Below are 8074 nucleotides of genomic sequence, written 5' to 3' on the forward strand. Positions count from 1 at the left end.
AGGGTGGCGCGCAGCATCTTTCTTGGCTCATTGCCGTAGTCAGCCACTGCGTAGTGCTGAACCTGCAGGTTGTCCCACATGGCAACCGTGTTGGTTCTCCATTTCAGACGCACCTGGTATTCCGGAATCGCGGCCTGAGAGGTCAGATAGTTCAGCAGATGATGGGCCTCGGGCATGAAGTCCTGGCCGTACCGGATGTCCTCGAAGTTGTAGAAATTCGAGAAATGGGTCGTGAACGTCGAGTTGACGAACAAAATCTTTTCGCCCGTTTCGGGATGGGTGAGCACCACCGGGTGCTCGGCGGCGGGGTTCTTTGCGGCCATCGCGTGACGTTCTGCGATCGGCATCTGGGCGCCGAAGGCGTGCTCGGCATCGTGCTTGGCGTACAGGCCATCGATCCGTTGCTTGATGGTGTCGGGCAGCTTTTCGTAGGCCATCACCATGTTGGACCAGATGGTGTCGCCACCGGTGTCCGGACCCAGTTCGCAGCGCAATACCGCGCCGCGGGGCGGCGCCTTCTTGTAGGTCACATCGGCATGCCAGGTGTTTTCGCGGCTGGCCTTTTCAACGAAGCCCTTGGGCTTGCCCGGGTCGAGATTGCGGTACAGCATCAGCAGCTTGTCCGCCTCCGGATGGCTCGGGGCAAGGGGATGGGCTTCCAGTCCGGCGAATTGCGCGGCGAAATGCTGTTGCTCCATCGGCGTAATGTTCTGATCGCGGAAGAACAGGACCTTATGCTTTAGCCACAGCGCCCGGATTTCGGCGATGGCGTCAGGGTCCAGCGCGGCATCAGCGAGGCTGATGTTGCTGAGTTCGGCGCCGATGGCCGGCGTACAAATCTCCACCTTGACCGAATGCTGGCGCACCGATGGCCGGACAATGGCCGGTGCCATGGGCGTGGCTTGTGAAGCAGGGTTTTGGGTTACTGCGCTTGATGTCATTGAAGTCTCCAGTCTTGTTTGTGCGGCGGCGAGCCATGTGTGCGTCCGGCAGATGTAGCTGGCCTCTGTCATCACGGCAGAGGCATCGCTTCATCGGTGCCACGGGAGTCATAATAGGCAGTGCGTCCGCGATGCTATTGATTTAGCGGGACAATTTCTTTGCATATTGGGACGCGAGGCCGGGGTCCATTGCTGGAAGGCCGATAGCGAGGCGATCGCGGAAGCAGGCGGGGATCGATAACGTCAGGAATGTGCGGGGTGCGGCCGGTTCAGGCCGTGTGGCTAGCTAGGATCACGAAGGGACGCGTCAAACGTCCTCGACCTGCCCTTCCTACTTACGCGAGATGGGTCCGGCGGTCGCCTTGCTCTCCCGGTAATGAGCGGCCCAATCTGAGGGTGTCTTACCAAACTGGCCGCGGAACCAGCGAGAAAGTTCACAGGCGGAGGAAAAGCCGAGAAGTTCGGCGACTTCATACAACTTGCGTTCGCTGTTCGCCAGATACTCCTCGGCGAGTTCAGCACGTACAGCATTGATGATCGTGGTGACGTTCTCGCCCTCCGCCGCGAGTTGCCGATTAAGGGTGCGTCGATGCGTGCCAAGATGCTGGGCAACACGATCGACCGAACAAAGTCCGCTTGGCAGCAGCATCCTGACGATCTGGCGCGCCCGCTGCGTCGGCTCGTCGCGCAGGCTAGCCAATTGCATGTCCAGCAATCGTTTCATCTCGCGATTCAGCACCGGGTCTGCCGCAGGGATGGGGCTGTCCAGGTCGCGGCTGCGGCAAACGATGGCATTGCATTCCTGTGAAAACTCGATCGCTGTTCCCAGCACGCGGCGGTGCACTGCAAGGCTGGCGGGCCGCTCGTGGGTAAAACTGATCTTTGCCGGCCGGAAGGTGTCGTGGGCAAGCACTCTCAACGTCCGCAATACGATCCCGGTCGTCATTTCGACAGCTTGGCGCCAGACGCCATGACCCTGCGTGTTCACACCTATATGCAGCAGCGCGACGTCGCCCGCATCGTCAAGGCGCAATTGCACGCCGGCGTTGTGCAGGCGCATATAGCGGGCGAAAAATTGCACTGCTGCGCGCAGCGTTGGCTCTTCCCGGATCGCCAGCGCCAGCATGCCCAGATTGCCCAGGCTTCTCGTTTCCGCGAGCAACAGTCCGAAGGCCTCGTGGCCGGACAGGCGGGCCGACTCCTCCAGCAGCCACCCCACCGAATCGGCACTGATCATCATATTCGGATCGATGAGGACCTTGGGCGGCAGCCTGGCCAGCCGCAGCATCCGAAACGGATCGAGCCCCACTGAATGGGCAACGTGCTCATAGTCGGTAAGGCTGGCACTTCGCGTCAGGGTAGTCACCGACGTCACCTGTCCCAATTGCTCAAGCTTATGTCCTGGTAAGTATAGTCGGGAACCCATGTCAGAGCTACCTTGGAGGCCGTGAACTTCAACAGATGGAGGTAGACGATGGACAAGAGAGTTGCAACGCATATCGGCCAGCCGCGCGTAGCATTTGGGCAAGTGGATGCCGACGACCCCGCCGCATTCAACCACTGCTTTGCCGACGTCAACGGCATTCGCATGCATTACATCGACGAGGGGGACGGCCCGCTCGTCATTCTGCTGCATGGTTTTCCCTACCTGTGGTACATGTGGCGGCGCCAGATCGGACCCTTGGCCGCGGCCGGCTTTCGGGTCGTCGTCCCCGATCAACGGGGATTTGGGCAAACCGATCGGCCGGATTCCATTGAAGCCTACGACATGAGCCAGGCCGTCGGCGACATGGTTGGCTTGATGGCGGCTCTGGGTGAAACGAACGCGGTGATCGTCGGACACGACCTGGGCGCATGGGTAGCTCAGGCGGCGGCCATGCTGAGGCCGGACCTGTTCCGCGGCCTCGTGATGCTCAATACCCCGGTGCCACCGCGCGGAAAGATCAGACCGACCGTGGGCTTGCAGGAAATGGCGAAGGGCCGGGTGTTCCACCACCTGTACTTCCAGCAGATCGGCAAGCCGGATCGCGAGTTGGCCAGCGATCCGCGCAAGACGTTGCGTAGCATCTTCTACTCGGTCTCCGGCAGCGCCGTCGGCACCGAGCGTTGGCGCCTGTTCATCGAAGCCGGTGAGCCCATTCTCAATGCCTTCACTGAGCCGAAGGAGTTCCCGTCATGGTTGAGCGCACGGGCGATCGACTACTACGTCGACGAATACACGCGCACGGGATTTACCGGCGCCATTAACTACTACCGCTGTCGCGACCGGAACTGGGAAATCACTTCGTTTCTGGACGGTGCGGTGGTCCGCCAGCCGAGCCTGTTCATCGGGGGCGCTGCCGACCCTTCCCTCGAACCGATCGAAATTCGTGGACTCTACGACCAGTTCGACACCTATTTGTCCGGATTGCAGAAGAAGGTTCTGATCCCCGGCGTGGGCCATAGCGCGGCGGAAGAAAGCGTTGATCACGTTAACGAATTGCTCCTGGAATTTCTCGAGCAGTTCAAGCGCTAGCGTCCAGGTTGTCCGGCTGCGATGCCCAGATCGGGGCGTCCAGCGACATGACAGCTTGAGCACAGGGCAGGCTTCACTTTCCCTGCGAGCTCTCAAGGATGAATCTGTGGCCGTGGGAAAGCCCGGCACACGCCGCCGCGGACGCCAGAGCTGAAAAGAGAGATCTGCGCACGGATGGCATTAGTAGCAGTAACAGGAGACAGAATTGTGGCAGTGAATATGCAAGAAACAGCATGCTATGACGGTGAGCGCCCGCAGCGCATTCGCGGCTATGCATGGGTCATTTTTGCGCTGACATTCGGACTGCTCTTGTCCGACTATATGTCGCGGCAAGTGCTCAGCGCAGTCTTTCCGCAAATAAAGGCGGACTGGGGACTGTCAGACGCTCGGCTTGGAGCGCTCAGCGGCATTGTCTCGCTGGCTGTTGGCGTCCTGGCGTTCCCAATCTCGCTTGCCGCCGACCGATGGGGTCGAGTACGCAGCGTGACCATCATGGCGGCGATCTGGAGCATCGCGACCTTGCTGTGCGGCCTGTCGCACAACTACTTCACGTTGCTGTCGGCGCGCTTTCTGGTCGGTGTCGGTGAAGCCGCTTACGCCAGCGTTGGCATGGCCATTCTCATCAGCATGTTTCCCGCACGGCACACCTCCACGGTAGCTGGCACATTTTTCGCGGGCGGCATGATCGGATCAGTAATGGGGATCGGGTTTGGCGGTTCACTGGCAAGCCACTTTGGCTGGCGCAGTGCGTTCGTTGGCATGGCAGTCTTCGGCATCGCGCTGACCGTGCTGTATATGATGGTCGCCAGTCCGGCGCGAATCGAAGGGGAGAAAGGTCAATCAACCGGCATCAGGCAAACTAAATCGCTGGCGCCTGTCCGCGTCAGGCAGGTGTTGAGAGATCTGTTCTCCTCGCCGGCGTTGATCTGTGTCTACATCGGCAGCGGGCTGCAGCTCTTCATCAGCGGTGGCCTGCTTGCCTGGCTGCCGAGTTTCCTGAATCGGGTCTATGACATGCCGCTGAGCAAGGCTGGCGGCGTCGCAGCAATCTTCGTTCTTTGCGGCGCATGTGGAATGCCCCTGTGCGGCGCACTGTCCGATCGCCTGGGACGTGATTCGCCGCGACGGAAAATGCTCCTGGCGATCACCTTTAACCTGACCTGCGGAGCATTGCTGTTCGCGGCATTTCAGTTTCCCGCCGGTTCAGCCCAACTCACTCTCATCGCATTGGCGATGTTCTTTAGCGCTGGCGTTATGGGCCCTGCCGGTACGATGGTCGCGAATCTGACGCCCAAGGCGATTCACAGTACAGCCATGGCAACGCTCGCCCTGGCCTTGAACATTCTTGGGCTGGCGCCGGGTTCCGTTGTGACGGGCGCATTGGCAGACCGACTGGGTCTGGCGCCCGCCTTGCAGCTATTGCCACTTGCCAGTGTCGCGTCGGCCGTTGTCCTGTTGATTGGCGTGCGTCATCTGCGTGGCGCGCGAGATCGTGGTGCAAGTAGTTAGTGTGGTCGAGACACTTGATTTAAATACCGATGCCTTATCTATTGAACCGGACAGCGTTCCAGATGGGCGCAGCGCTGTCTTTGAGCGCGCGATCGGAAAGATGAACTGATTCTGCGAATGCGAAGTGCCAACCCGATACCTGAACTCGTGCTCGCGGCATTCCTGACTCGTTTGAATCCGAGCATCACAGTCGTTCTCGACTTGATGTTTCGATGATCCTGCTCGATCAGATTGTTCAGGTACTTCGAGGAGCGGACCTTCGTGTTGCGGGAGCAGTACGGGGATTGCCACCTCTCGGCCTGACACGCCGACGCAGCAAGCAACGCATTTCATATAAGCAACAACTAATAAGCTTCCGGTTCCACTCGGAGGCCCACGACCGGACGAGAAAAAATGGAATCAAAGTTAAAGTTAAGATCGAGTAGTGCCGCGGCGCTGGTGATCTTCGCCACCGCCGCCCATGCCCAATCGTCGGTTACCCTCTACGGCGTGCTCGACACTGGACTGCTGTATCAAAGCACCTCAGCGGCAACGTTTCAGCCACACACGCCAAACCTGGGCCATGTCTATCAACTCAAGGACGGCGGCATCTATTCCAGCTATTGGGGCCTGAAGGGCAGCGAAGACATCGGCGGAGGCTACAAGATCAACTTCAAGCTGCAGGGCGTATTCAACACCACGAACGGCAAATTTGGACTGTCCGACACGCCGGGTACGACCGCGATCTTCAATCAGTTCGCCACCATCGGCGCGTCTGGCCCGTTTGGCACGTTCGACGCCGGCCGGCAGATCATCCCGATGATCTACGCGATGTCGGAAACCGATGTCCGCGGTGCGCAGTATTTTGGCAGTATCCTGACTGCGTGGCTGGGCGTGAATCAGGCGGCCGGCTGGCCGGGCACCAGCACGAACGCGCCGATCGGCGCCCTGTATGACAGCAACGCGCTGGTCTACAATTCGCCGAAATTCTACGGCGCCTCGCTCGCGCTCGAGTACGCGCCGGGCGGTATTGCCGGCCAGTTCCAGGGCGGCACGCGCGAGTCGGCGGTGCTCAAGTATTCGAACTACGGTCTGAATCTTGCTGCGGTGTACTACAACGGGCATGACACCAATCCGTTTCCGCTGACCTATCCGGCAGCGCCGGCTGTGCCCGCAACGGGTCTGGCCAACAATCGCTTCTACTATTTCGGTGCGATGTACACGATCAGCGGGTTCTCGATATCCGCCTCGTACGGCATCGGCAAAAATCCGGCGAATACCAACACCGCGGACTTCGAAATGGCATCGGGCGGCCTGGGCTACCAGTTCAGTCCGCGCTTCAAGGTCACGTCCGGCTTCTACTACCTTAAAGACCGGAACCATTCGGCGAATCACTCGAGCGAAGTCGCAGTGGGCGCCGAATACAACCTGTCGCAGCGGACCAAGGCGTACGCACAAGTCGGGTATGTCGACAACGAGGGCACCATGAACCAGACGATCGTCTATGGGGCACCGGTGGCGCCGGGCAAGTCCACCACGGCGGCGATGGCCGGCATCCGCCATACCTTCTGATTCGGCAACCCTCAACCCACAGCTAGTGTCCCGAGTTAGAAGTTCGCAGTTAAACATTTCGATTCACGGAGGGTATTCGGCCAGCGCGAGACAAGCTGTATCACGTGCATAGGCAGGGCCGTGGCATCAAATAAGCGGAAGGATAATTCATGAATAGAGCGAAAAACTCGTTGCGCGAGATTGTCGAGCACTGGCTGGCCCCGCATTCGGCGAACGGGCTTCGGGTGACTGAGTTCAGAAACAGACGATCCAAACACGAATGCCATGTGTGCGTCGAGACATTAACGGCGGCAGGTCCGGTTGCGCTGTTCTTTTTTCGTCACCAAGACGGCGCGTGGCGCATATTCCCGCCGAGTCGGGAACGGCCGGCAATGCGTGCCGCCTAAAATTCGACGAACTTTCAACTCAACGCCCTAGCGTCGGGGAGTATTCAATGAAGAGCATCAAGACATTCAGGCTGGCTGTTGGAGCCGTAATCGTTGCAACATCTATGACCGTATGGTCCCAGACCAGCGAACCGGCCAATGCGCCGGGCGCGTCCGCGATGACGGCGTCGGGTTCAGCGGCACCGGCCACAGGAAGAAAGGCGAATCGCGCGCTGCGCCGGCAGGTTTATAACGCCATCGCAAAGCACAAGGAGATCAGCGCCGGAAATATCAGTGTCATTGCAAAAGACGGCGCGGTGACGCTTAACGGCACGGTCACGAATGCTGCCCAGGTGGGCAAGGTCGCGGAAATCGCGAAGAGCGTTCCCGGAGTAATTTCGGTCACCAACAAGCTGGCCGTGGACCAACCATTTGGCGGCCAGTAAGCTGCCATAGTCGGCACGGCAATGCGGCGGGGCCGACCAATGAGTCGGTCCCGCCGACCTCAACGTGCCGTGGACGCTGCACCATCAGCATTCGGATCACAAGATGCTCAAGCCCGCTTCGCGATGCAAGCCGATCACGTATCCGAAGCCGGATGGCAAGCTGACCTTCGACCGGCTCTGGTCGGTGGTCATCTCGAACACGAATCACGAAGAGAACCAGCCGGGGCATCTGACGCTGAAAGACCCGTCGGTTCCGGTCAACGTGAACTAGCAAGACCTATGCGGGTCCGGAATCGCGTTACCGCCCGGCGCCCGTGCATGAATTCGTCAAGAACGACGACGGCAGCGAGCGTCTCGTGATCAATGCGCAGAACTGCGTGCATTGCAAAACCTGCGATATCGCGGTCTCGACACAGAACATCGTGTGGGTGACACCCGAGGGCGGCGGTGACTCGAACTCCCAAATATGTAAGTCGATTAGCGAGATACCAAAAGCAATGCCTGCATGCACCATCTAAATCAAGGAGTGTGACGTGCAAAGAGAAATCGTTATTTTGAGTGGTACACCGGGGCATCCCATCGGCGCAACAGGCGCATTGATTACCGTCAACAAACTAAAGCGCGCTAACGGCCACTTCGCGCTGAATTCGTGCAGGCAGTCTCGGAAGACGACATCAGGAATCACGCGCGCCCGCCCTCAGCGAGACAGGGCAGATTTCAAAGTACGCCGTGCCGCAGATCGTGAAG

General features: G+C 59.4%; 8 protein-coding genes and 2 pseudogenes. 7 read left to right on the top strand and 3 right to left on the bottom strand.

Annotation, left to right across the window (positions count from 1 at the left end; translation table 11 throughout):
• Both BG61_RS37090 and BG61_RS37095 read right to left on the bottom strand, forming a co-directional pair.
• A partial coding sequence (locus tag BG61_RS37090) for a TauD/TfdA dioxygenase family protein (protein ID WP_035943142.1) occupies positions 1–941 on the bottom strand: 941 nt, incomplete at its 3' end.
• Positions 942–1272: 331 nt separating this feature from the next.
• Complete coding sequence (locus BG61_RS37095) at positions 1273–2307, bottom strand: AraC family transcriptional regulator (RefSeq protein WP_035924819.1); 1035 nt, start codon at positions 2305–2307, stop codon at positions 1273–1275.
• A gap of 108 nt (positions 2308–2415) precedes the next feature.
• On the opposite strand from BG61_RS37095, the gene BG61_RS37100 reads away from it, so the two are divergent.
• Entirely contained in the window at positions 2416–3456 is a 1041-nt protein-coding gene (locus BG61_RS37100) for an alpha/beta fold hydrolase (RefSeq protein ID WP_232255949.1), read from the top strand.
• A gap of 207 nt (positions 3457–3663) precedes the next feature.
• The gene (locus BG61_RS37105) at positions 3664–4965 is read left to right on the top strand and encodes an MFS transporter (RefSeq protein WP_035924795.1); all 1302 of its coding nucleotides are present in this window, start codon (positions 3664–3666) and stop codon (positions 4963–4965) included.
• A gap of 34 nt (positions 4966–4999) precedes the next feature.
• Here the strand turns inward: BG61_RS37105 and BG61_RS41610 are convergent.
• A pseudogene (locus BG61_RS41610) lies at positions 5000–5222 on the bottom strand (DDE-type integrase/transposase/recombinase); the annotation flags it as partial.
• A 136-nt stretch (positions 5223–5358) separates the two neighbouring features.
• Here BG61_RS41610 and BG61_RS37110 point away from each other — a divergent pair.
• From BG61_RS37110 to BG61_RS43790, 5 genes and pseudogenes are all read left to right on the top strand, one after another.
• Positions 5359–6516 carry a porin gene (locus tag BG61_RS37110; RefSeq protein WP_035924798.1) on the top strand — a complete coding sequence of 386 codons (1158 nt, stop codon included), beginning with the start codon at positions 5359–5361 and terminating at the stop codon, positions 6514–6516.
• Positions 6517–6665: 149 nt separating this feature from the next.
• Positions 6666–6902: a hypothetical protein gene (locus tag BG61_RS41030; RefSeq protein WP_075584319.1), complete on the top strand. Its 237-nt coding sequence runs from the start codon at positions 6666–6668 to the stop codon at positions 6900–6902.
• 47 nt (positions 6903–6949) lie between these two features.
• The gene (locus BG61_RS37115) at positions 6950–7327 is read left to right on the top strand and encodes a BON domain-containing protein (RefSeq protein WP_035924801.1); all 378 of its coding nucleotides are present in this window, start codon (positions 6950–6952) and stop codon (positions 7325–7327) included.
• Positions 7328–7388: 61 nt separating this feature from the next.
• A pseudogene (locus BG61_RS41615) lies at positions 7389–7845 on the top strand (4Fe-4S dicluster domain-containing protein); the annotation flags it as partial.
• A 15-nt stretch (positions 7846–7860) separates the two neighbouring features.
• Positions 7861–8074: hypothetical protein (locus BG61_RS43790; RefSeq protein WP_206540635.1), on the top strand; the 214-nt coding region annotated here is incomplete at its 3' end.

Source organism: Caballeronia glathei (assembly GCF_000698595.1).
Classification (GTDB): Bacteria; Pseudomonadota; Gammaproteobacteria; order Burkholderiales; family Burkholderiaceae; genus Caballeronia; species Caballeronia glathei.